Genomic DNA, 1,504 nt, shown 5'->3' with positions numbered 1-1,504 from the left:
TCAAGGTTAACTGGTTGTTCGCGTAGCGTGGCCTTTGGCCAAGGTTGAAGGTTTGAAGGTTGTTTGGTTGTTCGCGTAGCGTGGCCTTTGGCCAAGGTTGACAGTTGACGGTTTGAAGGTTGACAGGTTGACAGGTTGTTCGCGTAGCGTGGCCTTTGGCCAAGGTTGACGGTTGACGGTTAATATTAGTGTGTAGGGTGCGTTAGGGGCGCGCCTTGCCATCATATTCAACTTCGTAGCCAGTAGCCCCGTAACGCACCACCGAAGGGCTCGAACTCATTTTACGCCTGCTCGTAAGGGTTGGGAAAGCCCGTCCCGTAACACACCACCCAGTCAAACTAGATATCAATACCAAGCAAAACTTGAATAGATAGTGTTGAATAAATAAGCAATTTATTCGCAGTTAATTACTACCTTTATCATCTCAACTATAATTTGATAAATTACCTATTAACTAGGATATATTACCCTTACTAATTCTAGAATTTGGTAACACAGTTGATTCTATAAATTACTTCATGTTTTTACTCCATATAAGCTTATATTACTAGCTTAGTTAGTAATGTTAATTTTGTCTAATATCATTTTTGGAGGGACTTGATACCTCGAAAGGTATGATTGATGCTATCTAACATTGAACTTAATCATCTTAAGACTTTTCTGGTCGTGGCGGAAGAGATGAATTTTGGGCGAGCTGCAGAGCGGCTTCATATTGCTCAACCGCCTTTGAGTCGTCAAATTAAACGCCTTGAGGAAAGCTTGGGGGTACAACTTTTTCATCGTACCAAGCCCCAGATTCAACTAACTGAAGCTGGTAGGGCGTTGGTGTTAGAGGCGCGAAGGATCCTGAAGCAGGTGGATTTGGGTGTTCAAGTTACTCAGCGAGCTAGTCGTGGGGAAATTGGCCAGATTATCTTGGGGTTTGAGGGGTTTTCTTCAGCTGATATTGTCCCGCTATCGATTCAAACTTATAAGCAGCAATACCCTGATGTACACATTGTGGCTAAGGAAATGTCAACTGGGGAACAACTTCAGGCATTGTTGGAGCAACGGATTGATTTGGGTTTTATTGTGCCTCGCAAGGTGGATGAATCACTGATGCTGGAGACGATTCTACGAGAACCGTTGGTGTTAGCAGTATCTGAAACTCATCCCCTAGCTAGTCAAGATCAGGTACAACTACAGCAACTCCAGGATGAACCGTTTATTCTGGGATTAAATACTGATCAATGTGGTTTATATTCGGCGGTGATTCGTGTCTGTCACCAGGCTGGCTTTACTCCTGAGGTGAGTCAGGTAACCAATGAAACCCAACTGATGTTGGGATTTGTGGCAGCAGGTATGGGAATTGCTCTATTACCCAATTCGATCAGACGTTTTCGTCGAGATGGGGTAGTCTATCGCTCAGTAGAACCTTCTACTGCAGAGATTGTGGAGCGCGATCGCATGGCGTATTACTAATCCTTGTCCTACTCTTGAGCAATTTTTACAAGTTGTTCGAGAT

At 43.9% G+C, this 1,504-nt stretch carries 1 protein-coding gene; it reads left to right on the top strand.

The annotated features are described in order from the left end of the window. The first annotated feature begins 621 nt into the window (after positions 1 to 621). Entirely contained in the window at positions 622 to 1,461 is an 840-nt protein-coding gene (locus tag F6K53_RS41850; RefSeq protein ID WP_293086335.1) for a LysR substrate-binding domain-containing protein, read from the top strand. The last annotated feature ends 43 nt before the right edge of the window (positions 1,462 to 1,504 follow it).

It is taken from the genome of Moorena sp. SIO4A1 (assembly GCF_010672065.1).
Taxonomy (GTDB): Bacteria; Cyanobacteriota; Cyanobacteriia; order Cyanobacteriales; family Coleofasciculaceae; genus Moorena.
The sequence above is the reverse complement of the archived record's forward strand: the minus strand, read 5'-3'. Positions and strand labels throughout refer to the sequence as shown.